At 59.2% G+C, this 22,454-nt stretch carries 31 protein-coding genes and 1 tRNA gene; 12 read left to right on the top strand and 20 right to left on the bottom strand.

From position 1 onward, the window contains the following. The 5 genes from SIB73_RS12075 to gcvT all read right to left on the bottom strand — a co-directional run bounded on the left by SIB73_RS12075 (window position 1) and on the right by gcvT (window position 6,454). Complete coding sequence (locus tag SIB73_RS12075; RefSeq protein ID WP_413404799.1) at window positions 1-1,680, bottom strand: CTP synthase; 1,680 nt, start codon at window positions 1,678-1,680, stop codon at window positions 1-3. Between the two features lie 60 nt (window positions 1,681-1,740). After that, entirely contained in the window at window positions 1,741-2,223 is a 483-nt protein-coding gene (locus SIB73_RS12070) for a Dps family protein (protein ID WP_413404801.1), read from the bottom strand. Window positions 2,224-2,252: 29 nt separating this feature from the next. Next, window positions 2,253-3,383: an RNA polymerase sigma factor, RpoD/SigA family gene (locus tag SIB73_RS12065; protein WP_413404803.1), complete on the bottom strand. Its 1,131-nt coding sequence runs from the start codon at window positions 3,381-3,383 to the stop codon at window positions 2,253-2,255. An 82-nt stretch (window positions 3,384-3,465) separates the two neighbouring features. Beyond that, on the bottom strand, window positions 3,466-5,301 hold the full coding sequence (gene aspS / locus SIB73_RS12060) for an aspartate--tRNA ligase (protein ID WP_413404805.1): 1,836 nt from the start codon (window positions 5,299-5,301) through the stop codon (window positions 3,466-3,468). Window positions 5,302-5,350: 49 nt separating this feature from the next. Continuing rightward, entirely contained in the window at window positions 5,351-6,454 is a 1,104-nt protein-coding gene (gene gcvT, locus SIB73_RS12055; RefSeq protein WP_413404807.1) for a glycine cleavage system aminomethyltransferase GcvT, read from the bottom strand. A gap of 234 nt (window positions 6,455-6,688) precedes the next feature. Between gcvT and SIB73_RS12050 the strand changes: the two genes are divergently transcribed. Further along, window positions 6,689-6,862, top strand: a complete 174-nt coding sequence (locus SIB73_RS12050) for a hypothetical protein (RefSeq protein ID WP_413404809.1) — start codon at window positions 6,689-6,691, stop codon at window positions 6,860-6,862. Between the two features lie 108 nt (window positions 6,863-6,970). Further along, on the top strand, window positions 6,971-7,351 hold the full coding sequence (locus SIB73_RS12045) for a cyclic nucleotide-binding domain-containing protein (RefSeq protein ID WP_413404811.1): 381 nt from the start codon (window positions 6,971-6,973) through the stop codon (window positions 7,349-7,351). On the opposite strand, the gene speB is transcribed toward SIB73_RS12045, so the two are convergent. Further along, window positions 7,345-8,211 carry an agmatinase gene (gene speB, locus SIB73_RS12040; RefSeq protein WP_413404813.1) on the bottom strand — a complete coding sequence of 289 codons (867 nt, stop codon included), beginning with the start codon at window positions 8,209-8,211 and terminating at the stop codon, window positions 7,345-7,347. The genes SIB73_RS12045 and speB overlap by 7 nt on opposite strands. After that, window positions 8,208-9,071, bottom strand: a complete 864-nt coding sequence (gene speE / locus SIB73_RS12035; RefSeq protein WP_413404815.1) for a polyamine aminopropyltransferase — start codon at window positions 9,069-9,071, stop codon at window positions 8,208-8,210. The genes speB and speE overlap by 4 nt, the downstream gene beginning before the upstream one ends. 110 nt (window positions 9,072-9,181) lie before the next feature. On the opposite strand from speE, the gene arfB reads away from it, so the two are divergent. Both arfB and SIB73_RS12025 read left to right on the top strand, forming a co-directional pair. Then, a complete protein-coding gene (gene arfB, locus SIB73_RS12030) occupies window positions 9,182-9,616 on the top strand; it encodes an alternative ribosome rescue aminoacyl-tRNA hydrolase ArfB (RefSeq protein WP_413406215.1) in 435 nt (144 codons plus the stop codon). Between the two features lie 64 nt (window positions 9,617-9,680). Then, window positions 9,681-9,857: a hypothetical protein gene (locus SIB73_RS12025; RefSeq protein ID WP_413404817.1), complete on the top strand. Its 177-nt coding sequence runs from the start codon at window positions 9,681-9,683 to the stop codon at window positions 9,855-9,857. 2 nt (window positions 9,858-9,859) lie between these two features. Here SIB73_RS12025 and mazG read toward each other — a convergent pair whose 3' ends face one another. Next, window positions 9,860-10,705 carry a nucleoside triphosphate pyrophosphohydrolase gene (gene mazG / locus SIB73_RS12020; RefSeq protein WP_413404819.1) on the bottom strand — a complete coding sequence of 282 codons (846 nt, stop codon included), beginning with the start codon at window positions 10,703-10,705 and terminating at the stop codon, window positions 9,860-9,862. A 29-nt stretch (window positions 10,706-10,734) separates the two neighbouring features. Continuing rightward, window positions 10,735-11,247 (bottom strand): metal-binding protein, encoded by a 513-nt coding sequence (locus SIB73_RS12015; protein WP_413404820.1) that lies wholly within the window; start codon window positions 11,245-11,247, stop codon window positions 10,735-10,737. Window positions 11,248-11,302: 55 nt separating this feature from the next. Here SIB73_RS12015 and SIB73_RS12010 point away from each other — a divergent pair. Then, window positions 11,303-11,374, top strand: a tRNA-Val gene (locus SIB73_RS12010). Window positions 11,375-11,641: 267 nt separating this feature from the next. On the opposite strand, the gene SIB73_RS12005 is transcribed toward SIB73_RS12010, so the two are convergent. Together SIB73_RS12005 and SIB73_RS12000 are read right to left on the bottom strand one after the other, a co-directional pair. Further along, window positions 11,642-11,863: a hypothetical protein gene (locus tag SIB73_RS12005; protein ID WP_413404821.1), complete on the bottom strand. Its 222-nt coding sequence runs from the start codon at window positions 11,861-11,863 to the stop codon at window positions 11,642-11,644. Window positions 11,864-11,897: 34 nt separating this feature from the next. After that, window positions 11,898-12,164, bottom strand: a complete 267-nt coding sequence (locus tag SIB73_RS12000; RefSeq protein WP_413404823.1) for a hypothetical protein — start codon at window positions 12,162-12,164, stop codon at window positions 11,898-11,900. 388 nt (window positions 12,165-12,552) lie between these two features. Between SIB73_RS12000 and SIB73_RS11995 the strand changes: the two genes are divergently transcribed. The 4 genes from SIB73_RS11995 to SIB73_RS11980 all read left to right on the top strand — a co-directional run bounded on the left by SIB73_RS11995 (window position 12,553) and on the right by SIB73_RS11980 (window position 15,039). After that, window positions 12,553-13,134 carry a ferritin gene (locus SIB73_RS11995; RefSeq protein WP_413403753.1) on the top strand — a complete coding sequence of 194 codons (582 nt, stop codon included), beginning with the start codon at window positions 12,553-12,555 and terminating at the stop codon, window positions 13,132-13,134. A 592-nt stretch (window positions 13,135-13,726) separates the two neighbouring features. Beyond that, complete coding sequence (locus SIB73_RS11990; protein WP_413404825.1) at window positions 13,727-14,377, top strand: hypothetical protein; 651 nt, start codon at window positions 13,727-13,729, stop codon at window positions 14,375-14,377. 52 nt (window positions 14,378-14,429) lie between these two features. Next, window positions 14,430-14,711 carry a hypothetical protein gene (locus SIB73_RS11985; protein ID WP_413404827.1) on the top strand — a complete coding sequence of 94 codons (282 nt, stop codon included), beginning with the start codon at window positions 14,430-14,432 and terminating at the stop codon, window positions 14,709-14,711. A gap of 82 nt (window positions 14,712-14,793) precedes the next feature. Further along, window positions 14,794-15,039 carry a hypothetical protein gene (locus SIB73_RS11980; protein WP_413404828.1) on the top strand — a complete coding sequence of 82 codons (246 nt, stop codon included), beginning with the start codon at window positions 14,794-14,796 and terminating at the stop codon, window positions 15,037-15,039. A gap of 378 nt (window positions 15,040-15,417) precedes the next feature. Here SIB73_RS11980 and SIB73_RS11975 read toward each other — a convergent pair whose 3' ends face one another. From SIB73_RS11975 to SIB73_RS11965, 3 genes are all read right to left on the bottom strand, one after another. Continuing rightward, a complete protein-coding gene (locus tag SIB73_RS11975; protein WP_413404830.1) occupies window positions 15,418-15,684 on the bottom strand; it encodes a hypothetical protein in 267 nt (88 codons plus the stop codon). A 271-nt stretch (window positions 15,685-15,955) separates the two neighbouring features. Continuing rightward, window positions 15,956-16,213: a chlorophyll a/b-binding protein gene (locus tag SIB73_RS11970; RefSeq protein ID WP_413439612.1), complete on the bottom strand. Its 258-nt coding sequence runs from the start codon at window positions 16,211-16,213 to the stop codon at window positions 15,956-15,958. Between the two features lie 95 nt (window positions 16,214-16,308). Next, on the bottom strand, window positions 16,309-16,473 hold the full coding sequence (locus SIB73_RS11965) for a hypothetical protein (RefSeq protein ID WP_413404834.1): 165 nt from the start codon (window positions 16,471-16,473) through the stop codon (window positions 16,309-16,311). A 137-nt stretch (window positions 16,474-16,610) separates the two neighbouring features. Here SIB73_RS11965 and SIB73_RS11960 point away from each other — a divergent pair, with 137 nt between their 5' ends. Next, complete coding sequence (locus tag SIB73_RS11960; protein WP_413404836.1) at window positions 16,611-16,808, top strand: hypothetical protein; 198 nt, start codon at window positions 16,611-16,613, stop codon at window positions 16,806-16,808. A gap of 72 nt (window positions 16,809-16,880) precedes the next feature. On the opposite strand, the gene SIB73_RS11955 is transcribed toward SIB73_RS11960, so the two are convergent. The 4 genes from SIB73_RS11955 to SIB73_RS11940 are packed head-to-tail and all read right to left on the bottom strand — an operon-like array spanning window position 16,881 to window position 18,838. Next, window positions 16,881-17,153 (bottom strand): DUF1651 domain-containing protein, encoded by a 273-nt coding sequence (locus SIB73_RS11955; protein WP_413404838.1) that lies wholly within the window; start codon window positions 17,151-17,153, stop codon window positions 16,881-16,883. A 58-nt stretch (window positions 17,154-17,211) separates the two neighbouring features. Continuing rightward, window positions 17,212-17,607, bottom strand: coding sequence for a Fur family transcriptional regulator (locus SIB73_RS11950; RefSeq protein WP_413404840.1), 396 nt, complete (start codon window positions 17,605-17,607; stop codon window positions 17,212-17,214). Window positions 17,608-17,621: 14 nt separating this feature from the next. Next, window positions 17,622-18,542 carry an oxidoreductase gene (locus SIB73_RS11945; RefSeq protein ID WP_413404842.1) on the bottom strand — a complete coding sequence of 307 codons (921 nt, stop codon included), beginning with the start codon at window positions 18,540-18,542 and terminating at the stop codon, window positions 17,622-17,624. Window positions 18,543-18,580: 38 nt separating this feature from the next. After that, on the bottom strand, window positions 18,581-18,838 hold the full coding sequence (locus SIB73_RS11940) for a hypothetical protein (RefSeq protein ID WP_413404844.1): 258 nt from the start codon (window positions 18,836-18,838) through the stop codon (window positions 18,581-18,583). 68 nt (window positions 18,839-18,906) lie between these two features. Here SIB73_RS11940 and SIB73_RS11935 point away from each other — a divergent pair, with 68 nt between their 5' ends. Next, window positions 18,907-19,356 carry a protein phosphatase gene (locus SIB73_RS11935; protein ID WP_413404846.1) on the top strand — a complete coding sequence of 150 codons (450 nt, stop codon included), beginning with the start codon at window positions 18,907-18,909 and terminating at the stop codon, window positions 19,354-19,356. A 17-nt stretch (window positions 19,357-19,373) separates the two neighbouring features. Next, a complete protein-coding gene (locus tag SIB73_RS11930) occupies window positions 19,374-19,997 on the top strand; it encodes a 2OG-Fe(II) oxygenase (protein WP_413406217.1) in 624 nt (207 codons plus the stop codon). Here the strand turns inward: SIB73_RS11930 and SIB73_RS11925 are convergent. After that, window positions 19,951-21,222 carry a mechanosensitive ion channel family protein gene (locus tag SIB73_RS11925; RefSeq protein ID WP_413404848.1) on the bottom strand — a complete coding sequence of 424 codons (1,272 nt, stop codon included), beginning with the start codon at window positions 21,220-21,222 and terminating at the stop codon, window positions 19,951-19,953. The two genes, SIB73_RS11930 and SIB73_RS11925, sit on opposite strands and share 47 nt — an antisense overlap. Beyond that, window positions 21,219-22,454, bottom strand: coding sequence for an extracellular solute-binding protein (locus tag SIB73_RS11920; RefSeq protein WP_413406219.1), 1,236 nt, complete (start codon window positions 22,452-22,454; stop codon window positions 21,219-21,221). Before SIB73_RS11920 ends, SIB73_RS11925 begins: the two co-directional genes overlap by 4 nt.

Genomic DNA, 22,454 nt, shown 5'->3' with positions numbered 1-22,454 from the left:
TCAAGGTTTGCGGCTGGCTTCAGGGAAATCACGGCTGCCGATGGTTGAACCTTGTTGCCGCAGAGCCTCGCTTGGACTGGAGGGCAGGCGCTGCTGGGCTGCCTCGATCAAACCGCGGAACAGTGGATGAGGCCTGCCGGGTCGCGACAGGAACTCCGGGTGGTACTGGCAGGCTGTGAAGAAGGGATGACCCGGCAGCTCGATCAGCTCCACCAGCCGGCCATCCGGTGAGCTGCCGCTGATGCGATAACCCGACTCGAGGAAGAGGCTTCGGTAGGCGTTGTTGAACTCATAGCGGTGCCGGTGCCGTTCGTAGACCACCTGATCGCCGTAGAGGCGTGCTGCCATCGAGCCTTCCGCGATTCGGCAGGGATAAACGCCAAGGCGCATGGTGCCGCCGAGATCGACGACGTCCTGCTGCTCTGGAAGAAGGTGAATCACTGCATGCTGGGTTTCCGGGTCGAGTTCGGCACTGGATGCGTCGGTGAGACCGGCCTGATTGCGGGCCCACTCGATCACTGCCGTTTGCATGCCGAGACACAGACCCAGGAAGGGCACCCGCTGTTCCCTTGCCCAGCGGATGGCGGCCACTTTGCCGTCAACACCGCGGTTGCCGAAGCCACCCGGCACCACAACGGCGTCCATTCCTTTCAGCAGGCTTTCGGCGCCTTCGTCTTCGATCTGCTCAGCGCAGACCCAGTGCAAATCCAGTGAGGCATTCTGTGCCAGACAAGCGTGACGCAGGGCTTCCACCACAGAGAGGTAAGCGTCGTTGAGCTGCACGTATTTGCCCACCAGTGCCACCTTGACGGTCGGCCCTGGGTTGCGCATCTGATGCACGAGCTGTGCCCAGCCGGCCATGTCGCTCTCATGGTCCTCGAGTTGCAGCACATCGAGCACTTCGCGGCAGAGACCCTCGTCCTCAAGGGTCAACGGCACGGCATAAATGCTGTCGGCATCGAGGGAAGGAATGACGGCCCGTTCAGGGACCCCACAGAAACCGCCGATCTTGCGTTTGAGTTCGGGATTGATGTCCCGGTCGCTTCGGCAGACCAGCACATCGGGTTGGATGCCGATCGACCGCAGCTCCTTCACTGAATGTTGAGTGGGTTTGGTTTTCAGCTCTCCGGAGGTGCCGATGAAGGGCAGCAGGGTCACGTGGATATAGGCCAGGTCATGGCGACCCACATCCCCGCGGAATTCACGGATCGCTTCGAGAAATGGCAAAGATTCGATGTCACCCACGGTGCCGCCGATTTCTGTGATCACCACATCGGCGCCACTGTTGGCGGCCACGCGATGGATCCGTTCGCGGATCTCACCGGTGATGTGCGGAATCACCTGCACCGTGCCACCGTTGTAATCACCGCGGCGCTCCTTATTGATCACCGACTGGTAAATCGAGCCGGTGGTCACGCTGTTGAGGCGTGACATCGCCGTGTCGGTGAAGCGCTCGTAATGACCCAGGTCGAGGTCTGTCTCAGCCCCGTCCTCGGTGACGAAGACCTCGCCATGTTGAAAGGGGCTCATCGTGCCTGGGTCCACGTTGAGGTAAGGATCCAGCTTCAGAATCGAAACGCTGTAGCCACGCGATTTGAGCAGACGTCCCAGGCTTGCGGCCACGATGCCTTTGCCGATGCTGGAGACGACACCACCGGTAACGAAGACGAACTTGGCCATGAACCCCTGGTCGATTCTTCAATGTACCCATCGCACCAAGAGGACAAGGACCGGAGGTCTTCAGCCCTCCAGCAGGCTCCTGAGCATCCAGGCCGTCTTTTCGTGAATCTGCAGGCGCTGGGTCAGCAGATCAGCGGTGGGTTCATCGCTCGCTGTCTCCGCCAGAGGAAAGATGCTGCGGGCAGTTCTGGCCACGGCTTCATGGCCTGCAACCAGCTCCCTCACCATGTCGAGGGCTGCAGGTTGCTGAGTGACTTCCTTGATGGAAGCCAGTCCGGCCAGAGTCGCGCCGCCATAGGGGGCAACCACACCGAGAGCTCTGATTCTTTCAGCAATCTCGTCCAGCGAGTTCCACAGCTCGGTGTACTGGTTCATGAACATCAGATGCAGTGTGTTGAACATCGGACCGGTCACATTCCAGTGAAACCCGTGGGTTTTTCCGTAAAGCACATAGGTATCGGCAAGTAATCGACTCAGCCCAGCTGCGATTTCCTCGCGCTGTTCCTGAGGGATACCGATGTCGATCTGGGGCGCGCTGGCCATGGAAGAGGGTGGGGTAACGGTCGTTCGAATCAGGAATCCAGGCCCAGGATGTAATCCTTCACCTTGGATCGCCGCTGCGGTTGACGCAGCTTGAGCAGAGCTCGCGTCTCGATCTGACGAACTCTCTCTCGCGACAGCGCCATCGCTTCTCCGATTTCCGCAAGAGTGCGAGGGTGATCATCCTCAAGTCCGAAACGGCTGCGGATCACTTCCGCTTCGCGCGGCGTGAGTTCATCCAGCAGATGTTCCAGGTCGTCGTGGAGGGAATCACGGGTGAGGGTCTGTTCAGGTGTGGCACTTCCGTCTTCCAGCAGGTCTCCCAGCTGGGTGTCCTGGTCCTTGCCGACCCTGGTCTCCAGTGAGACCGAGCGAGGAACCCGCATCAGCGTCATGCGCACTGTTTCTTCACTCAGTCCCAGTTCCCTGGCCAGGTCACTCACCGATGCGAGGCGTCCCTTTTCGGTGGCGATCTCCTGCTGGGCGCGTTTGATTCGATTCAGTTTTTCGGTGACATGCACCGGCAGACGAATCGTTCGGCTCTGAGTGGCGATGGCCCTGGTGATCCCCTGACGGATCCACCAGTAGGCGTAGGTGCTGAAGCGGAAGCCTCTGGTGGGGTCAAATTTTTCCACGGCCCGTTCTAGGCCAAGCGTGCCCTCCTGGACGAGATCCAGCAGCTCCATGCCTCGCTGCTGATACTTCTTGGCCACCGCTACCACCAGGCGCAGGTTGGCCTGGATCATCCTGTCCCTGGCCCTGCGTCCCTCCCGAAGTCGTCGCTGCAATTCCTTGGCTTCCAGACCCACTTCCTCGGCCCAGAGGCTGTACCCCTCATTCAGCTGACGATTGAGTTCCTCGAGGGGCAACTCTGCCGCGCGTGCCCATTCCTGACGCGTGGGCCAGTGGCTCACCTGATTGGCTTCGCGCAGCTGCAGCTCCTCCAGATCCAGCAGGATCCGGATTGCTGCATGGCGTGTGCTGAGGTCCCGCTCCTGAACCAGCAGTTTCTCCCGCGCCTGGACCTGACGAGAGAGGGTGACTTCTTCCTCGCTGGTGAGCAGGTCGACTCGACCGATGTCCTGCAGATACAGGCGCAGCAGGTCGTTGCCACCGCTCCAGCGGATCGGGGCTTGCCCCGTCGATCGGGCGTGTTTGGCCAAGAAACCCTGAATGGCTCACTGTTTCTCCAGGGTTGATCCTCTGAGAGTCCGGTGCTCCGAAACGCCGGTTTCTGTTCGGGTTCTAGTTCGCGGCCGCGTCGCTCTCTTCCACCCAGGTGCTGGCCACATGCAGCTCTTCAAGCTGCTTGCCGGCGACAGCGCCTGGAGCGTTGGTCATCAGACAACGCGCCTGCTGGGTCTTGGGGAAGGCGATTGTGTCACGGATCGATTCCTCGCCGGCCAGCAACATCACCATCCGGTCGACGCCGAAGGCCAGGCCTCCGTGTGGAGGAGCCCCCACATCAAGGGCGTCCATCAGGAAGCCGAACTGTTCCTGGGCTTCCTCCAGGGGCAGACCCACGGTCTGGAGCACCTGTCGCTGCAGTGCCGAGTCATGGATGCGCAGCGAGCCCCCACCGAGTTCAAGTCCGTTGAGCACGAGGTCATAAGCCTGAGCGCGGGCTTGCGGCAGTGTTTTGGCCCATTCCGATGGGTCGTTGCCCAGATCTTCTGCGTTTGGAGCGCAGAAGGGGTGATGCAGAGCCTCAAAACGATTCTCATCGCTGTTGAACTCGAACATCGGAAAGTCCACGACCCAGAGGAAGTTCCATTGGTCGTTGTCTCGGTCGGCTTGGACCATGTCCAGCTCCCTGGCCAGATACTGACGCACCCGGTCGAGGGCTTTGTTGACTGTGGCGGTGTCACCGGCACCGAACAGCAGCAGCGTGCCTGGCTGGGCTCCGGTGCGACTGAGCAGCTCCTGCTTCTGCTCATCGCTGAGGTTGTCCTTGATCGCACCGATCGTGTCGATCTCTCCCCCTTCGCGCACGCGGATGAAGGCCAGACCTCCCGCTCCAGCGGCCTGGGCCTCACCGAACACATCGCCACCGGGCTTGATCCGCACATTGGAGAGAGCGTCGTTGCCGCCCGGCACCGCAATCACCTTCACCGCGCCGCCGGACTTCACCGCACCGCTGAACACCTTGAACCCCATCTCCTTGACGATGTCCGAAACGGTCACCAGCTCCATGCCGTAACGGGTGTCGGGTCGGTCGGTGCCGTAGCGCTCCATGGCGTCATGCCAGGTCATGCGCGGGAAGGGGCGGGGCAGCTCGATTCCTTTCACCGCCTTCCAGATGGCGCAGATCAGCGATTCATTCAGCTCCAGGATCTGCTCCTGATCCATGAAGCTCATTTCGATGTCCAGCTGGGTGAACTCCGGTTGGCGGTCGGCGCGCAGGTCTTCGTCGCGGAAACAGCGGGCCACCTGGTAATAGCGCTCAATACCCCCCACCATCAGCAGTTGCTTGAACAGCTGGGGGGACTGGGGCAGGGCGAACCAGTCGCCGCCGCAGACCCGGCTGGGCAGTACATAATCGCGGGCTCCTTCCGGGGTGGAGCGGGTCAGCACCGGGGTTTCCACCTCGATGAAGCCTTCGTCCTCCAGGAAGCGACGGGCGGCCTGGATGGTCTGAGCCCGCAGCCGCAGGTTGTCGTTCATGCGCTTGCGGCGCAGATCCAGATAGCGATGGCGCAGTCGGAGCTCTTCGCGGGTGTTCTCCTCGTCGTGCACGGAAACGGGGAAGGGAAGGTTCCCTTTCACGCTGTTAAGCACGGTGATGCTGCTGGCCAGCACTTCCACAGCGCCGGTTGCCAGCTTCTCGTTGAGGGATTCAGCTGGGCGACCTCGCACTTTCCCCTCAACCTGCAGCACGGTTTCGCTGCGCAGATGTTCGGCCACAGCAAATGCCTCTGCACCGAGATCGGGGTCCACGGTGATCTGCACTGTGCCGCTGCGATCGCGCAGGTCAATGAAAATCACACCGCCGTGGTCCCGGCGTCGATCCACCCAGCCGCACAGCTGCACCTGCTTATCAATGTGCTGCTTGCGCAGGTCGCCGCAACCGTTGCTGCGCATGGGATCAATTCAGCTGGTGACAGGCGAGTTTCCCATAGCCCGTGCCCCTTTATCCACGCCTGTAGAAGGGCCGCTTCACCACCGTGGCCGGTTGCACCTGCCCGCGGATCTCCACACCAAGTTCGCTGCCGATCTTGGCCAGTTCCTTGGGCACAACGGCAAGGGCGATGGCCTCCTCCAGGGTGGGTGACCAGCTGCCACTGGTGACCACCCCCACCTTTTCACCGTTGTGCAGCACTGGATAGTCATGCCTGGCAATGGCTCGGCCCTTCAGCTTCAATCCCACCAACCGCTGTGAGGGCCCGTCGGCAGCGACCTGCTCCAGAGCCTTGCGTCCAATGAAGTCCTGCGGCATCTCGAGGTGGACCAGCCAACCCAGGCCTGTTTCGAATGGGTTGGTGCTGGCGGTCATGTCCTGGCCGTAAAGGTGCATGGCGGCCTCCAGACGCAGGGTGTCGCGTGCTCCTAGGCCGCACGGCATCACATCCAGTTCCAGCAGTCGTGACCAGAGTTTGCGTCCATCTGTCTGGTTCAGCAGGAGTTCAGCACCGTCTTCTCCCGTGTAGCCGGTCCGGGCGCAGAACACCTCTTTGCCCAGCCCTTGAAGTCGCAATTGGCGATGGCCAAAGCGAGGTAGCTCATGCAGAGGTTCTCCGCTCAGCTTCTCGAGAATGGCAATGGCCTTCGGACCCTGCAGAGCCAGCAGCACGCCATCCTTCTTTTCGTCCTCAACACGCAGACCTCGCGGTTCCAGCTGCTGTTTCAGCCAGGCCGTATCGCTGTCGGCGCAGGCGGCATTGATCACCACCAGCAGAGTGCCGTCGCCGGAAGCAGTCTCCCCCTGGTCGTAAACAATCAGGTCGTCACGGATGCCGCCGTTGTTGTTGAGCAGCACCGTGTAACAGGCCTGTCCTGGGCCGATCCGGTGCAGGTCTGTTGGGACCAGGGTCTGCAGAGCATCCTTGGGATTGCTGCCTTCGATCCGAAGGACGCCCATGTGGGAGATGTCGAACATCCCCGCGGCTTCGCGCACGGCTTTGTGTTCGGCGATCAGCCCCGAGAACTGCACTGCCATCTCCCAGCCGGCAAAGGGAACCATGCGGCCCTTGGCCTCGTGGCAAAGGTCATGGAGCGGCGTGCGTTGCAGATCCATGACGGAGACCAGGCGGTTACAGCGGATCCTATGGATGCAGTTCCGGTTTGCGTTGGAAGTGGAAGCAAAGCCGCAGATTGCAGCTCCGGCATCGACCGCAATGGAAAGCGTCCTTAGCTTGAACTCCATAGTTCAGAACGCCAACTGTCCAAGTCCTCCTGCCAGTCTTGTCAACACTGCATTCCTGCTCAGGGCGGCGGGGGTGGGCGCTGGTGCAGGCTGCGGAATCTGACGGTGCACGTTGAGCTCGCAAGGGTGATCTGGTGCCATCACTGGACAGCGCGCGCTCCTGTTCTCCCTGGCCTGGTGTCGTCTGAGCAGCCTCTCGTCGGAGGCGACCGGCAGCTGGACCTCGGATCTTCCGTTGATGGTTTAGGGCAATCTGAAGAACCAGCCCAGGTGCTGTGACCCATTCAGGGTGTGTCGTTTCAGTTACAAGAACCTCTGAATCGGTCGCAAGAATGAAGAGACTTACGATTGTTTGAGTTCCCGTTGTCGGTCTCTACATCAATATCAATGCCGACCGCTGTTCAGCTGATTGCTGAGCATCGCAATGTTGATCAGTTGCTGCTGCCTACGGGCAGCATCCTGTTTGAGCGGGGTGAATCGGCGACAGCTCTCTACGCAATTGAGCGAGGACTGGTGGAGCTCACGACCGGTGGTCGTGACCGCCTCCGCTACGGCGATGGAGAGGTCTTCTTCTATGAAGACCTTGCGGCGGATGACGCCCATCACAGCCGAACAGCGCGTGCGATCACGCCAGTTCACGTGCTCCGGCTCGATCGCAACAGTTTTCTGGAGCTGATTCACGGGCACCCCACACTCGTGCTCAGCCTGCTCAGTGGTCAGCACAGACGACTGCGGGAGCAGCGTCTGGACGCCGCACACTTTTATTGAGCCATCAGCAACAGCAGGCTGCGGGTCACCTTGGCTGCCAGAACGCTGCTGATGCCACTCGGATCCAGTTGAGGAGCGAGTTCAACAACATCAGCTCCGACCAGGTGGTGATGGCGTAATTCGTTCACCAGTTCAGCGAAGTGTTGCCAGAGAAAGCCGCCTGGTTCCGGGGTTCCTGTGCCGGGCATCACCGCTGGGTCAAACCAGTCCAGGTCAACGGTTAGATAAAGAGGTTCGCCGCGCAGACCCTGTAGCCGGGAGACCATCTGATCGAAGGGGACCAGTCTTTCGCTGCTGCGCAATTCCAAAAACTCTTCCTTGGTCCCGCTGCGAATGGCGATCTGCAGCAGCTCCCGACTCGGAAGCACCTCCAGGCAGCGCCGCATGGCGCAGGCGTGGCTGTGCCGCGATCCCAGCCATTCATCCCGGAGATCGGCATGGGCATCCAGCTGCACGAGAGCCAGATCCGGATGTCGTTCGGCCACAGCGGCGACAGCTCCGGAGCTGATGGAATGTTCGCCGCCCAGCATCAGCGGCTTGAGCTGAAGGTCAAGGACCTGGGTCGTGGCGTGATGTACAGCCTCCATCACTGGTTCGGGGGCTCCGAATGGGATCTCGACCGCTCCGAGGTCGACGTAGGCCATGGCCTCAAGGTCTTGGTCGAGCTGGGGACAGTAGGTCTCAAGGCCTGTGCTCACTTCCCGCACCGCTGACGGTCCGAACCGCGTTCCAGGTCTGAAGGATGTCGTGCCGTCGTAGGGCACGCCGAACAGACCCACTTTGCAGCCGTTCGGATCCCGGCTGGCGCCCATGTAGATCGCCCCCTCACGATCAAACAGTGAATGGTCGGGAAGGGTCATGCCGACAACTCTCGTTCCATGAAGGCAGGCATCGCTGCAAAGGCACCGGACTGCCATCGAGGGCTCCAGATCTCGCAGCCTGCGGCGATGCTGGCTGCCCGCTCCGGGAGGACGTTGCGGTAACGGGGTTCGTCCATCGCAGCGAAAGTCCAGCTCCACCAGCCGCTGGGATACATCGGCACCCAGCCGTAAAGGGGATCGGCATGACCGAACACAGCCCGCAGCACCCGAACGGTGTCAATGTGGACCTGACGAAACGCTTCGGGCGACTCGCTCTGGGTGGCAAAGACGCCGCCCGGCTTGAGAATGCGGCGGCAGTGCTCAAAGAAGCTGCGGTTGAACAGACCTTCGGCCGGCCCTGCCGGATCGGAACCGTCCACGATCACGACGTCGTAGCTGGCGTCGGTGCAGTTCGCTGTCCAGGCGATGCCATCACCCACCGTGAGGTGAAAGCGAGGGTCCTGCCAGCAGCTTCCACCAATCGTGGCCAGATGCTGCTGGCTGAGCTCCACCACCCGGCCATCGATCTCCACCATGTCGAGATGACGGACGCCTGGATGGCGCAGGCATTCGCGGGCAGTGCCGCCGTCGCCCCCGCCAATCACCAGAATGCGTTCAATGGTCGCGGCACTGCAAAGAGCGGGATGCACCAATGCTTCGTGGTAGTGCCGTTCCTGGTGTTCTGCGGTCATCCAGCACCCATCCAGCAGCAGTCCTCTGCCGTAGCGCTCGCTGTCAATCACGGTGATGCGTTGGAAGCTGCTTTGCTCATCCAGCAGCACCTGTCCGGCGAGTCCATAACGAACCCCTTCATGGTGTTCATCGATCCAGCCGCCGGTGGCCGGGGATGCCTTGGTCATGAAGGTTGAGAAAGATTCTTCCTTCCAGCTAAGAACAGCGTTGACCCATGGTTTGCCTGGGCCTGACGCAGACTGCTGGCACCACTCCCAGTCCTCTTCGGAAGCGGAGCGTGATTCAGGATCTGCCGATCAATGACCGTCTGGTGATTCCAGCCGCGGAGCTGCAGTGGCGTTTCTCCAGGTCCTCTGGTCCGGGGGGGCAGGGTGTGAATACCACTGATTCAAGGGTGGAGTTGAGATTCGACTTGGAGAATTCCAAGGTCCTTGGTCCTTTCCGCAAGGCTCGCTTGCGTGACCAGTTGGCGTCGCGCATCGAGGGGAACTGTCTGCGGATTGTTGCGGCTGAGGAGCGTTCCCAGTGGCAAAACCGTCAGAGGGCGCTGGCTCGACTGGCGGATTTGCTGAGAGAGGGTCTCAAGCCTCCTCCGCCCAGGCGAAGACCCACACGTCCGGGCCGTGCTGCCGTCAAACGGAGGCTTGAGGCCAAAGGCAGGCGCAGTGAACTCAAGCGCCGCCGACAAGGCAGGCCTTCACTGGATGACTAGGTGTTTGCCCAGGGCAATGTCCTGGTTGAGGTGCAATTAATTAAGACAACTTGGAGGGGGACTGATGAATCAGGGAAAAGCCCGCCATCCTTCAGCCGAACTTGTCACTCTGTTACGCCTTGAGGAAGGGGCACGGAGCTGCACTACGCGTGAGCAGGCCAGAGCGTTGATTCGCGAGGCTGACCAGGTCAAGCGTCATCTCTGGGGCACAACCGAAGGAACGATCGCCGCTCACGACTGAATTCAGCCCTCCGATCTGGATTCAGTTGATCGGATGGCCTGCTTGGCCTGCTGCCACTGCCTCTCAAGCGCATCGATGCTCTGGCCCCTGAGATCACCACCCAGTGCCGCTTCGACCCGAGAAAAACGGTTCAGGAAGCGTTGATTGGTGCCTGCGAGCCCTTCCTCCGGGCTGATGTCACACCAGCGGGCCACATTCACCAGGGTGAATAAGACATCTCCAAGCTCTTCCTGTGCATGGGCTCGGTCGCCTGATGCGATGGCTTCCTCGAGCTCTTCGAGTTCCTCCTTCACCTTGGCCCAGACCCCGGCCATGTCCTCCCATTCGAAGCCGGCCTGGGCAGCTTTTTTCGAGATGGTCATCGCACCGGCGAGCGCCGCCTGTCCACGTACCTTGCAGGCGAGTTGATCACTAAGGGGGGATGCCGACGCAGTGGCATTTGTGTCCTCTGCTCGTTCCTGCGCCTTGATGGCCTCCCAGCTGATGCGAACAGCTGCGCTGTCGCGGACTTCGACGTCAGCGAAGACATGGGGATGGCGCCGGATCAGTTTCTCGCTGATGCCGGATGCCACGGAATTGAGATCGAAGCGGTTGTCTTCCTGGGCGATTCGTGCATGCAGCACCACCTGCAGCAGCAGGTCACCGAGCTCCTCCTTCAAGTGTCTGTCATCGCCATGACGGATGGCGTCGGCCACTTCATGAGCTTCCTCAAGCACATAGGGAATTAGCGACTGGTGGGTCTGTTCAAGGTCCCAGGGGCAGCCTTCTGCAGGATCGCGCAACTGCGCCACCAGGTCCTCCAGCCGGCCAAGGGGGCCCTGTTGCGACGCTTCTGAGCCTGGGGCCATGGAAACTGCATACGGTTGTGGCCACCCTCTCACCGGCGTCGGTTTCTGCGCCATGGTTTCCGGCACTCTGCTGGCAGTGGATCCCCATCCAGGATCAGATGCAGCCATACGCTGCCCTCCAGACCAACCAGGATGCCGATCAAGGTCCGGGGATGATGCCTCAGTGCCGAGACCAGGTCTGGCCATGCCTGTGAAGGGGTTGGGAAGGCAGGTGCAAGCAGCGATGCAGCGGCTTTCCAGATCAGCAGCGTCGGGGCCGCCAGCCACACCAACCGCAATGCCATGCCGATCAAGGGGCCGTGGGAGAAGAGGGAGCGATGCGGTAGCAGCCGTCGATAGGGCCACCAGATCCAGCGCAGCGCCCCCCAGCGCCTGAGAGCGTTCGAGCGCACATCAAGATCAGGGGACAGCCAGAGCCCCCCAACTACAAATGCCAGGGTTGTCAGGGCAGCATTGAACCAACCCAGCCATAACGACGTCAGCAGACCCATGGGAAGGCTGCAGGCGAGTGTGGCCCGGTCATGGTCTCGGCCTGAGGCCACGGCAATTCGTGATGAGCTGCTCCAGCCTGCCTCGATCAGGCAGAATCAGCATCTCGGGCGATTAGCTCAGCGGTAGAGCACCTCCCTTACAAGGAGATTGTCACAGGTTCGATCCCCGTATCGCCCATCAGTCACCGCAACGCATCTCGGCGAAACACCACCCGCCACACGGCGGGTTTTTTTGGCGGGACCACTCCGGGACCACTTTTGTGCCAAGTCGTCCCAGCAATGAGGACGGCTAGCCCGGACCCCTGATCACTCCCGGGCAAGTCGTCGTGCTTGTTGCGGCACGACGCAGGGCTGCCCAGGCGATCAATGGCGGCCACGGTTCAGTCGAATGGGACGATGCCCAGCTGTGCCTGCTTTGGAAAAAAAGTGAACCCTACCCGGACCATCAGAATTCCCTTGCTTTGCAAGAGGCCTTGAGCTCCGGATCGTCGAGAGCCTCAACTTTTGAACAAAGTTCGATCAATCGCTTGTCAGGTGAGTTCTCTTGGATGGAGTGATTGAAAGCGAGAACACTAATGACGATGACTCCGGTCAGCAGGACACCTGGAGTAAAAAAATCAACCAGTTGAGCAAGTGAACTGCCGATGGCTTTGAGGGTGCTTTTCATCAGCCGTGCTTAAAAGGTTTGAAGTCCATCAGGGTCACTTTGGCTCGACGGGCACCAACCGGCCCCACTGAGCAACAGCAGGTCTCTCTGGGCCTGCGTTCATGTCTGTCGGTTTGTGGAAGGTGACGCGCCAATCAGCGACATGGCAGGGCACGTAATCAGCTTTATCGATCCGGATACCACCGAGCACTGACGGGGCGCCGTACCAGTCAGCACGCCAGTGAGCACCTTTATTGAGACCTCCTTTGAACCACACCCAGCGATGTGCATTGGCCTGGGTGGTGGACTGCTGAGCAGGCATTTTGTGTCGCCCCAGGGCGCGGACCCTAGGTGCGTTTCAGCGGCGGAGCAGTTGAAAGGGTGGGTCCGGCGAAGCCGCCGCAGTTTGAGCACTAGTCCTGCGACCAGTCCTCGCCTTAATCACTAGTCGTGCGACAAGTCCTGTCCTGCTGCCCTGCCCGGGCAGGGCAGGGGTTGAGCGCTGCCGAGTTTCATTCAACAACTCATGCACAATCGAAAGTGATTCTCAGCAGCAGATTTGCACTCCTGATTGTGATTCTCAACAACATATTCGCAGTTCTTGAATGTAATTCTCAAGAGCATATCTGATCCACTAATGTTCGGTTTTTACGCATATCTTTCGCTTTTTTGTGATCTAGAACTGATTCATCCCTTCCAGAGGAAGAGCAATGACAGCTTCACAAATCCAAGCCCCCATCACTGTCCCCACCGGTCCCACAGGCCGTGCCATGGCTGAGCCCATGTCAGCCGAAATGCTCGACCTGATGGAAGCCCATCTCAACCTCGAGCGTCAGTCAGCTGCTGATTACTTCGCTGCTGCTGTCTGGTTTGCTGAGCGTGAGCTGACCGGCTTTGCCGAGCATCTCCGTGATGAAGCCAAGCAAGAGGAGCAGCATGCCGCCAAATTTGCTGACTATCTGATCAGCAGAGGACAGCATCCTGTGCTCGACACTCTTGAGCCATGCAGGACGGAGTGGACGAACGTGGAGCATGTCATTGCCACTGTCTTCCGCATGGAGGCTGATGTCACCGCATCGGTGCTGCAGCTTTATAAAACTGCTGAAGAGGACGTTGACCGCCGCACCACGGTGTTCCTTGATCCCATCGTTGATGATCAACGTCTCTCCGAGCACAAGGCCGCTTACCTGCTGGGTCGCGTCAAGTTCGCTGCAGGCAACCCTGCTGCCGTGATGATCATCGACGCGGAACTGAGAGAGGGCGAGGCCGAGCCCGCCAAGCTCGAGGGCTGATCCCCGATCGGGGGAGCCTTAGGCCATCGCGTTCACCCATCCGGGCGATGTCAATCCGATTGATTCCGGAGACGGTGAATATATCGAAGGGGGAACGAATCATGTTGACCCAACTAATTAAAAACTTCTTCAATCGTGACAGCATTTTTGAGGCATTCAACGAAACAAATACTCAGAACACAGATAGATTTGAGTGCGAAATACCCAGTTACAATCACTTCGAGGTTTCTTGTGTTGATGGAGTATTCCATGTGAGTACTTCCACTGACCGTCCTTTTAATCAGACAATGGTTAAGAATAGCTATAAGTAAGGATTGTTGAAGTCGAAAGCCATTGCGAGCTAGCTGAAAGCAATAAAGATTTTTACAGGAAAAAGCAGTGGGCTTTGAGTAGTCGCTATCGATCTCCCGACTGCTGATTCACTAGCCCCGCCACAAGCGGGGTTTTTGATTGCCCGTTTGAGTTTGTGAGCAAGATCACAGAAACATTTGACGTCGGTCGTCACCTCAGCCATTGATTCCGGAGATGGTGTGTTCGTCTGGGATGCGATCTCTGGAGGCTTTTCGCGAATCTCGATGCAGCCCGCATACGTGTGCCGGATGGTCATTGGGCAGCACCGTCGCGGTATGCGTGGACCGGTCAGCGCAGGGGGCAGGTCAACGCTTCTCAGGCCTGGCTGGCCATGGATTGGGGTGGGGGTGCATCACCGACGTGGTGCGGCCTGGCCGTGCAACTCAACGGCGACATCGTCATGGATTACGGGCTGAAGCTCGAATCCGGCTCACTGCTGCTGCTCGATGAAGTCCACATCGCACGGCAGGGCCTCAGTGGTCAGATCGATGTGGAGCGGGCGAACGGTGTCGATGACACCAGCACGATCACCGCAAAGATCCGGCGGATGTGCGAGGCCTGGCATCTCAGGCCCGAGGAGATTCCACTGGGCCGGCGAATCATTGATGCTGCAGCAGGAGCTCGCACCGGATCCCGTTACGGTTCGATTGCCGCTGAACTGGCTGCAGCTGGTCTGGCTTGGACTGCCTCGAGCAAGGGCCGGCGGGCTGATGGCTGGCAGGTGCTCAGCAAGTTATTCCGTCATGCCGGCCAGGGTCAGCCGGGGCTGTTCATCTCCGAACGCTGCATTACTGGTGGCAGACGGTGCCTCTGCTCCCAGTCCACCGCAATGACCTGTCTGACCTCGAGGGGCCGGACCATGCCGCTGATGCCACCCGATACCTGGCGGTGAGGGTGTTTGGTGCCGGCATCGGCTCCATGAAATCTGGCGCGAGACAGTACTGATGCTGAGCGAAATCCAGCGCACCCTCAGGGCGCAGAAGCTTTGGAATTGGCTGATCGAAAACGATCCGGAGGTGCAGCGATCTATTGCCAGCAGCAAGGCATCCGCAGAACGAACAAACCAGCACCGGGAGGCCAACCGCAAGGCAGCCGATGCCCTGGGCCTCGCCATTGGCGACCGAGTGATGCTCCGCTCCAGGGGCCATCGCTTTGATGGTCGCTCCGGTGAGCTGACGGAATTCAAAGAACTGCCAAACGGCCAAGGCTCGGAACGGTTGTCGTGAAGTTGCCACGCAGCGGACCCGTTCAAAAGCCACCAGCTCGCATCGGCTTTCAGGTCGATGTGGAGCTGCTGCACAAGGTCTGATGGCCAGGCGACCGCGAAAGTCAGCCAAGGCAGAAGCGGAATCAGAGGTGCTGCAGCGTGGCCGCTGGTCTGGACTGCGTGAACATCAGGCCCCGCAGGCCAAACACCATTCAGCAGCTGAGAACGATGAGGCTCATCGGCGCTGCAAACAGTTTTTGAGTGGTGGTGTCGATGCAGTCGATTGGGCTACGAGGAAGCGCCATCCAGAACAGCAACAGCGCCAAGGACGCCGCCAATACCCATGAACATGACCAGCGCTAGGAACACGGGATTAAAAAAATCTACTGCGATGAGTATTAACGCTTAAGTAGATCTACTCATGTTGCCGGGAATACGCTGTTCGCTTTCTCTTAAAAAAGCGAGCACCTGCCTGGGAAGCAGATGCTCATCAGCAAAGTGGTCCCGCCGCCTAAAACGGGACCACTTTCACCCTTTTTCGGGGATACCTAGGGCGCCCTCTACATCCAATAATCCAGCCATAGCTTGAAAAGCGCAGTCGCTGACTGTGAAATTTTTTCCCTGACAAGGAGATTGTCACAGGTTCGATCCCCGTATCGCCCATCCCGAGCCACCACCCAATAACGCGGTTCTGAAGCGCTAAGACAGCTTTCATCTTGAGAGGCCTAGGCAGGAGCCAAGCCATGTTCTGGCTGCTGAATCGTGTTCATGGTGTTTTTAAGCCCGGCAACATCAAGCAGTCCTTCAGGGCTGAACCATGGAGCGTTTCCCCAACTGAATCCTTCGCCGAAGGTGTTGTCTGGAGCGGTGACATACCAGTGGCAGTCAACGTCTGGAACTTCCACAGAGCATTGCGACCAATCGGCCTCCCACTGAGGAACCTGCACCCACATGACAGCTGCAAGAACGACTGAAAACAGGCTCTGCAGCATGACCACTTCTATTGAAGAAGCCGACCTTACTGGTGGGTGCACTCAGCATGCTGCCCATCTCAAGCAAGGCCTGATCGGGTCCAACAAAAAACGCCCCTTTCTCAAGGGGGCGCGTGGTGAGGATCCGTGTCTTCGGTATTCAACTGAAGATTTCACTGCTGTCCAGCTGGCGAGTGATGACCATTCATGACTCAACCCTGGGAATGGGGTCTCGGCCAGCCATCGCAAGTCGGCATTCGCAAGCATCTGGCCAGCCATCTGATCGATCGGATCAAAGACCCAGCGCCATCAGCAGTCCCTGGTGCAGCAAGGCTTCTGTGCCGAGCAGAGCAACGAAGCCCAGCATGGCCAGACGTCCGTTCAGGCGTTCGGCTTTGGCCAGGCGTTCACGGCGCATCTGTGCGGCGGCAAGATCCTGCCAGTAACGCTCATCAGCCAGGAGGGTTGCAGTTGTCATGGGTGTCTCCGAGTGGGACCAGAACGGTCTATGCCCACTCGATGGCACCAGGAAGATGGGACGGCCGACCATCGAGGTTCGGTTTCAGGACCTTTGCAGACAGGTTCCTTGCGGGCAAGTTCACCGATCGCTGAGGCGCTTTCAGGTGCGGGGAACAGCCGCGATATCTATCCGGGCAAGTTTTCGACCGCTCGGTGCATGAAACGTTTCACCAGCGGCATTGGCCAGCCTTCGCGTTGCAGTGACTCAGCGATGTGATCAATCTGCAGGCCAATTTCCTCTGCGACGACATCCTCAAGCAGGGATTCGGAATGTTCAGTGCTGCTTGTCATAGGACGGGATGGATTCCATTCGCTCTAGCCCTGGTTCAGACAGGCCTGCAAATCCTTCAGCAATTCAGGAAACAATTGCGTCTTTGCGTTCCCAGGAGATCTGGGTTGGCCAGAACTGAATCATGCGTGGAGTCTTGATGGCAGCGAACTCTTCCCGGCGGCATCCCGACGACATCACACACCATCTGCTTCGAGCTTTTGGGGCTCTTGTGGGGGTCAGCGTGCTGGCTGTGGTGGTCTGGCTTCTGACTGATTCCCAAGCCGCCACATCCATACAGCCAATGCATACTGAGCTTCTTCGCGTTGAGTCTTCCCCTGGGCCAACGCCTCGCTAGGCCCTAAGACCTTCGGCTGTGGAAAGTCACTGGAGAGTCACGGTTTCTGTGGAGAGTCATCGTTTCGAATCTTCAGTGCACCGGCGGTGAGCAGCGCCGCCAGCCTGACCTGAGCATCATTTCCCAAGCTTCGACAGCGCTGTCCCTGAGCATTCGACGCCGTGACTGAGGCTCGGGGGGATGTGGTGGTCTCCACCCGTAGGTTCTCACTGAGACCCACTGCTCCTGAGCTGATGGCGTGTCGGGTTTGAACTGCACCAGCAAGTGTTGTGCACCGTTGACCAACCACCCTTCCCCTCCTGATTTGACCGGAGGCTCTTTGGTGATCCGATTGCGGTTTGGCATGATCGGCAGTCTGAGTCACCGCCTGATGAAGACGTTGCAGGTTGAGTGACCTTGAATTTCAGCGCTTGGTGCGGCAGATGTTGCAGAGTCCGAAAAATTCCAGCGTGTGGAAGATCAGCTTGAAGTTGTCTGTTTCCGGAGCCGTCACCTTCAATTCATCAATGGGGCAATGCTGCAAGGTCTGCGTGGTGCCGCAACTCACACAGGTGAGATGGTGCTGATCACGATCCACCGGTGCATAAAGAGCTTCACCTGACGGCAGATGTCTGCAGCGCACCTTGCCACGTTGATGAAGTTTTCGCAGATTGCGATACACCGTCGCAAGCCCCATGGCCCCAGGTTGCCCCTCAAGGCAGCGATGCAGCTGCTGGCCGGTCATTTCAGACTCGCTTTTCTTCAGCTCATCCAGCAGCAGTTGCTGCCGTTGCGTCCCTGTGATTCCCTGCTGCTCCATGGTGAAATCTGACCTCAGACTGCTGCGCGCCTGGCTTGGATCAGTTCTGAACTGATCGCCCAAAGACGGGACCTCTGTTCCTGGCTGCGAGCCGCGCGAGCCACGGGCTGTCGTTTGGGAGCACCACGCATACCTCCGAATTTACTGGGGCCGTAGTGCTCCCCGCCTTTGGCAGATGGGGAGGTCGCCGCCAGCAGCTGTGGCAGTGCTCCCTGGGCTGCGCTCTGGAACATGGGATCCATCAATCGGTAGGCAAGGGCTTCCTGCCAGGCGCCACTGGACGCCACCGAGAGTGGTTGAAGATTGGTTCGCGCCAGGCCTGGATGGGCCGCCAGCGATCGCACGGTGCTTCCTGACTGCTCGAGGCGATGATTCAACTCAAGCGCAAACATCACATTGGCCAACTTGCTCTGGCTGTAGGCCTTCCAGCGGTCGTAGCGCTTCTCACCACTGAGATCATCCCAGGCGATCGCGCCAAAATATTGCGCTCCTGAGGTGACGGTGACAATCCGAGCCTGTTCCCGGCCCTCCATCAGAGGCAGCAGGGCCTGGGTCAATGCGAAGTGGCCGAGATGATTCACCGCGAACTGCATTTCGTGTCCCTGTTGGCTCAGCAGCCGTGGAGGCGCCATCAGCCCCGCGTTGTTGATCAGCAGATCCAATCGCTCGTAGCGCGACTGAATGTCTTTGCAGCAGCTCTCGACATTGTCGAGGTCAGCCAGATCCAGCTCGAGCAGATCGACGCCTGAAGCCCCCACCTTGAGCAGTTCCGAGCGGGCCGCCTCTCCCTTGCGACGGCTGCGACATGCCATCAGCACAGTTGCTCCCGACCGGAGCAAGGCACGCGTGGTCTCGAAACCCAGGCCGCTGTTGGCTCCTGTCACGAGAGCGATCCGTCCATGCAGGTCAGGGATGTCGTCGATGGTCCAGCCCATGCGGCGATTGCAGCTCTCGATCAGTTTCGCGGGTTCGCTCAGTCTTCGGGGAAGAGCAGGCCAGCGAGTTCGTCGGCATCTACGTCATAAACGCGTGCCAACGACGTTTCAATGGCGCTTGTCACTTCTCCGGGCAGGAAGCGCATGGCATTGAGAGCGTCTTCAGCGATCTCGTCAGTGAGGAGGACGTCCTCGGACTCAAGCTTTTCGTCGTTGATGATGGCCATCACCCAGCTCTGATAGGCATAAACCAGATCCGAGAATTCGAGTTCGGGATCATTGAGATCCAGGGTCATGGTCAGGCGTAGACGCGCAACACCAGTCTGACCTCCGGGAGAGAGGATGTCTTCAAGTGAGGGTCAGCATGAGTCGTCCGGATCCAGAACAGCTCCAGGGCACGCTTGTGGACTTCGCGCTGCAAGAGCTGATTCGTCAGAACCGTGAGAGTTTTCAGCCGCTCTGGACTGTTGACAGCTGGGCGAAGCTGATGATCTGGCTTTCGCTTAATTGCGGCCTGTCCGGAGACCGGGACAGCCTTGAGCATTTCGCGGCTGCCCTGGGGGAACGATTCACCTCACGGCTGCGGCGAACATTCTTTGAACGGGAACTGGCGGATCTGGAACTTCAGGTTCTGGCGGATCCGGCAGAACAGCAGGTCCTGCTGTTGTCGCAGGCTCCTCAGGACCCCGCCGTGCTCAACCGGGATCGGGTCTCGGCAGCCCTGGACCGGGTGGGACTGAATGGTCGGGTTGTCGCCGACAGGAGTCGCTGGCAACAGCTGGAGGCTGTGGTGGCGATTCCCTGGGAGGGCTGATGCCTGAGAAGAACGACATGAGCCTGATCGGTCGCTTCGCCAATGCCGGCTATGAAGCCGTCGCTGATGGTGTGATGGCGTTCTTTGATCGTCGCACCGACCTTCACCGGCCTGGCATCGCCTTTGGACATGCCGAAGATCGGCAACCAGCGAAAGTAAGCACTGATATCAGTCTGGTGGCCATCGATCGGGAGGATCCTGAGTCCTGTGCCCTCTCGGAGGTGATTGTCCGTGGCGTGACCGCGGGTTTGGATCGCTACCTGCAGGAACGCCCTCTGTTCCGCGAGGTGTGCCCGGACCAGGCGCTCTTCGTGTTACCGATCTTCAATCTGCAGCGCTACGCGCCCGGTGAGGGGTTTCGCCGGTGGCACTGCGACTGGACCATAGGCGATGAGGCTACGGAACCTGTTCATCGCGTCCTGGCCTGGATCCTTTACTGCGACACGGTGGCTGAGGCCGGCACCGAGTTTCACTGGCAACAGCATCACGAGGAGGCGGTGCGGGGAAAACTGGTGATTTTTCCCGCTGGTCCCAGTCACATTCACCGCGGGAGGGTGACGCAGCACCACAGCAAAACCATCGCCACCGGCTGGATCAATGCAGGGACACAGGAGGGTTATCTCCGACGCCTGCGCTCCTGAGCGGCGGGATCTCACGCACGGTGTTGACCTGTTGGGGGAAAGGAATTTCGATTCCTTCGCGTTTGAATGCTGTCCAGATCGCCTGATTCACCTCGCTCACAATGCCGATGTTGCTCATTGGGTCAGAGATCCAATAGCGCACCGCGTACTCGATTGCAGAGTCTCCGTATTGCACCTGAAGCGCCTTTGGCGCCGGATTCTTCAGCACTCTTGGAACGCTCAGTGCAGTCTGCTCAAGCAGCTTCAATACGACCTGGGGATCATGGCGATAAGCAGCGCCAACCCGGACCTCACTGCGTCGCATTCTGTCTGTGGCTGTGTAACTGGTGGCCTGCGCGGTGAAAAACATCTGGTTGGGAATCAGAAGTTCCGCGTTGTCACGATCTCGCCAGAGCAGGGTGGCGCGCAGGCCCAGCTTGCGTACTTCACAAGGATCTCCATCCACCATCAGGATCTCCCCCGGACGCACTGACCCTTCAAACAGCAGCCAGATCCCGCTGATGAAGTTGGAGAACACCTCCTTGATTCCGAAGCCGAGGCCTACGGACAGTCCACCCGCGATGGCCACCAGAGCCGTGGAGTTCAAGCCGATGTGGAATCCCACGGCCGTGATGCCGATGCCAATTACTACATAACGGATGATCAGCTCTAAAGCCTTGCGGCTGCTGTCACTGCATCTCAGCAATTTCTGCAGGAACCAGGCCACTCCTGCTGCTGGAAGTTTGGTGCCCACCAGCAGCAGATAGCTCACCATCATGGCTATGAACAGATTGTTGACTGTGAGGGTTTCGCCGAAGAGGTTGCCCAGCTTGATCACACCGAGATCAGCGGGGTTATCAAACTTGCTGATCAGGTTCAGGCCCACCAGAACCAGAAACAACGGTCTCAGTAAACGACTTTCGAGTTCATGAATGACGGGGGCAGGTATGAACAGCAGCAGCAGCCGGTTCAGGAGGTTGATCAGATTCCAGCCCAGCCAGCAGAGGCCTGAATAGCTAACAAGTCCAGTCTTTCCGCCTGCCAGTTCGATCAGCCAGGCAATCAACAACATGGCGACGGGCGCCACCAGCAATCGCAGCGCTGGGTGGAGGCCGCGAATCAACTGTTGTGAGCTGATCAGAGGCCACCCCACGCTCAATCCGAGTATCAGCAGCACTTGGGCGACCACAGCGCTTCGCTGCAGATAACCCAGCCAGCCGAGGATTTCCCAGAGCAGCAGGCTCATGCTCCCCCCTCGAGGGCTTTGACCAGGGATTCCTGGCTGGAACGCGGGTTTGATGCTCCAAATACCAGTTGAACCAGAACTTGCGACCCATCGCGATCGATGTTGCGCTGATGAGCCAGCCCGGCCAGAGCTGAGTCATGCAGCATCGAATCCGCTCTGGACTGCACAAGGGTTGCCAGCGTGCGTGAACTGCGCACCGGCACGGCAACGGCGGGATTGACAGGCAGGAATGCGAGGGAGCGCAGCGAAAGATTCCTTTGGACCATCGGGTTGGTAATGAACTGGGCCAGGCTCACGGCCATCGCCCGCTGCCTCGGACTTGAATTCGCTCCGAGTGCCAACACTCTCACGGCATTCATGGGGCTTGCAGTTCCAGCAGGACCTCCGGGAAGCGGCGAAACCCCGAGGTTGTCACCCATCTTTTTTCTGAGTCTCATCAGGCTGTTGGAGTTGCAGCTCACCCAGTCGAGTTCCCCATCTTTGAGCAGGTTTTCAAGTTGCCCCTGGTCCTGGAAAAAGGTGATGTTCTGCTGGGCACTGGCCCTCTGCAACCAGGCCAGCCATGCCATCAGCGTCTCGGTCTCTTCTGCAGTCAGGTTCTGGTTCTTGCTGGCCTGGGCCAGTTCCTGCAGAGCTCCCAGGCTTCCTGCTGTCCACAGCAGTTCCGAGAATTTCACTGCCAATCCGACTCGTGTTCCGGATGCGCCCTGTTGGAGCAGTTCCTGCAATGTGTTGGGAGGGTTCTGAACGATTTCGCGGTTGAAGCATGCGATCTGCGGGTAGATGACCATCGGCTGGGCCGTGATGCGCCCATCTTTAAGCTTCACCCTTTCCCACAGGGCTCGATCAGTTTGATAACGATTAAATGACTTGACAGGAAGCTCAGCTGTGAGTCCTTCGCTGAGTAACTGATTAGCCTGAGGTGCGTCCGTGACTACCAGATCGGGCCCAAGATCAGACTCATTGCGGCGCTGGAGTTCCTGGTTGAGATTGGCGCGGTTGTAAAGCGCGACCTGCACTTCCACATTGGGTTTGATCTTGCGGAAATCGCTGATGATGAACTCAATCCGCTGGCGGAAGTCGCTATGGGTTGCGGTGTCGATCGTGCTGTCCTGGTCGATCACCATCGCCAGATAGAGCATCACCGGCAGCTCATTGCCGAGGCGACTGCACCCGCTGACGCTCAGCAGCAGGACGGGGAGCAAAACGCTGGCTGCCAGCCGAGCAAGCAC

Source organism: Synechococcus sp. MIT S9509, from assembly GCF_047303035.1.
Lineage (GTDB): Bacteria > Cyanobacteriota > Cyanobacteriia > PCC-6307 > Cyanobiaceae > Synechococcus_C.
This window is presented reverse-complemented; position numbering and strand designations above follow the sequence as displayed.

Excerpts from the sequence above, each read along its gene's own strand:
- SIB73_RS12070 (WP_413404801.1), bottom strand. The coding sequence starts at position 2,223 with ATGGCCAGCGCGCCCCAGATCGACATCGGTATCCCTCAGGAACAGCGC.
- SIB73_RS11980 (WP_413404828.1), top strand. The coding sequence starts at position 14,794 with ATGGCCAGGCGACCGCGAAAGTCAGCCAAGGCAGAAGCGGAATCAGAG.
- speE (WP_413404815.1), bottom strand. The coding sequence starts at position 9,071 with ATGACCAAGGCATCCCCGGCCACCGGCGGCTGGATCGATGAACACCAT.
- SIB73_RS12000 (WP_413404823.1), bottom strand. The coding sequence starts at position 12,164 with ATGCCTGCTCAGCAGTCCACCACCCAGGCCAATGCACATCGCTGGGTG.
- SIB73_RS11930 (WP_413406217.1), top strand. The coding sequence starts at position 19,374 with ATGAGCCTGATCGGTCGCTTCGCCAATGCCGGCTATGAAGCCGTCGCT.
- gcvT (WP_413404807.1), bottom strand. The coding sequence starts at position 6,454 with ATGGATCTGCAACGCACGCCGCTCCATGACCTTTGCCACGAGGCCAAG.
- aspS (WP_413404805.1), bottom strand. The coding sequence starts at position 5,301 with ATGCGCAGCAACGGTTGCGGCGACCTGCGCAAGCAGCACATTGATAAG.
- SIB73_RS12005 (WP_413404821.1), bottom strand. The coding sequence starts at position 11,863 with ATGAAAAGCACCCTCAAAGCCATCGGCAGTTCACTTGCTCAACTGGTT.
- speB (WP_413404813.1), bottom strand. The coding sequence starts at position 8,211 with ATGACCCTTCCCGACCATTCACTGTTTGATCGTGAGGGGGCGATCTAC.
- SIB73_RS12045 (WP_413404811.1), top strand. The coding sequence starts at position 6,971 with ATGCCGACCGCTGTTCAGCTGATTGCTGAGCATCGCAATGTTGATCAG.
- mazG (WP_413404819.1), bottom strand. The coding sequence starts at position 10,705 with ATGGCCCCAGGCTCAGAAGCGTCGCAACAGGGCCCCCTTGGCCGGCTG.
- SIB73_RS11935 (WP_413404846.1), top strand. The coding sequence starts at position 18,907 with ATGAGTCGTCCGGATCCAGAACAGCTCCAGGGCACGCTTGTGGACTTC.
- SIB73_RS11960 (WP_413404836.1), top strand. The coding sequence starts at position 16,611 with ATGGCAGCGAACTCTTCCCGGCGGCATCCCGACGACATCACACACCAT.
- SIB73_RS12025 (WP_413404817.1), top strand. The coding sequence starts at position 9,681 with ATGAATCAGGGAAAAGCCCGCCATCCTTCAGCCGAACTTGTCACTCTG.
- SIB73_RS11975 (WP_413404830.1), bottom strand. The coding sequence starts at position 15,684 with ATGCTGCAGAGCCTGTTTTCAGTCGTTCTTGCAGCTGTCATGTGGGTG.
- SIB73_RS11985 (WP_413404827.1), top strand. The coding sequence starts at position 14,430 with ATGCTGAGCGAAATCCAGCGCACCCTCAGGGCGCAGAAGCTTTGGAAT.
- SIB73_RS11955 (WP_413404838.1), bottom strand. The coding sequence starts at position 17,153 with ATGCCAAACCGCAATCGGATCACCAAAGAGCCTCCGGTCAAATCAGGA.
- SIB73_RS11950 (WP_413404840.1), bottom strand. The coding sequence starts at position 17,607 with ATGGAGCAGCAGGGAATCACAGGGACGCAACGGCAGCAACTGCTGCTG.
- SIB73_RS11925 (WP_413404848.1), bottom strand. The coding sequence starts at position 21,222 with ATGAGCCTGCTGCTCTGGGAAATCCTCGGCTGGCTGGGTTATCTGCAG.
- SIB73_RS11940 (WP_413404844.1), bottom strand. The coding sequence starts at position 18,838 with ATGACCCTGGATCTCAATGATCCCGAACTCGAATTCTCGGATCTGGTT.
- SIB73_RS11965 (WP_413404834.1), bottom strand. The coding sequence starts at position 16,473 with ATGACAAGCAGCACTGAACATTCCGAATCCCTGCTTGAGGATGTCGTC.
- SIB73_RS11945 (WP_413404842.1), bottom strand. The coding sequence starts at position 18,542 with ATGGGCTGGACCATCGACGACATCCCTGACCTGCATGGACGGATCGCT.
- SIB73_RS12075 (WP_413404799.1), bottom strand. The coding sequence starts at position 1,680 with ATGGCCAAGTTCGTCTTCGTTACCGGTGGTGTCGTCTCCAGCATCGGC.
- SIB73_RS11995 (WP_413403753.1), top strand. The coding sequence starts at position 12,553 with ATGACAGCTTCACAAATCCAAGCCCCCATCACTGTCCCCACCGGTCCC.
- SIB73_RS11970 (WP_413439612.1), bottom strand. The coding sequence starts at position 16,213 with ATGGTCGGCCGTCCCATCTTCCTGGTGCCATCGAGTGGGCATAGACCG.